The following is a 588-nucleotide window of genomic DNA, read 5'->3' on the forward strand; positions in this document are numbered from 1 at the left end:
AAGCATAAAGATAAAATTGCTAAACGTGGCGAACAATTTTTTATGGATAACTTTGGACTAAAAGTTAAAGCTACAAATGTTGTAGGTAGTGGCGACGGTGTAGAAGTATTCGTGCATTGTGATGACCACGACATCGTATTTAATGCAAGTATTCCATTTGACAAATCAATAATTGAGAGTGATAGCTCATTAAGAAGTGAGGATAAAGGCGATGATATGAGTACTTTAGTTGGTACAGTGTTGAGTGGCTTTGAATATCGAGCGCAAAAAGAAAAGTATGATAATTTATATAAATTTTTAAAAGAAAATGAAAAGAAATACCAATATACAGGATTTACTAAAGAGGCAATTAACAAAACACAAAATAGTGGATATGAAAATGAATATTTTTATATAGTTGCTAATATACCGACGCTCCAAGAATATAGGAAATATTACGAACCCCTAATAAAGAAAAATAATCTGAATTTTAAAAAAGGTATGAAACAAGCAAGGAAAGGAGTAGGCTATAAAGCTGCAATAGAAGTACATACAACATTGTTTTCGAGAAGTAGTAACTTTTCAAAGGACAAAAAATTAGATGATGTT

The 588-nt window shown here is 30.8% G+C and carries 1 protein-coding gene; it reads left to right on the forward strand.

Annotated features, from left to right (window positions below; genetic code table 11):
• Window positions 1-588 (forward strand): DUF1672 family protein (locus IDG60_RS21350; protein ID WP_206161175.1); only part of this gene is annotated, 588 nt, incomplete at both ends.

The sequence above is a fragment of the Staphylococcus sp. EG-SA-2 genome (assembly GCF_017152085.1).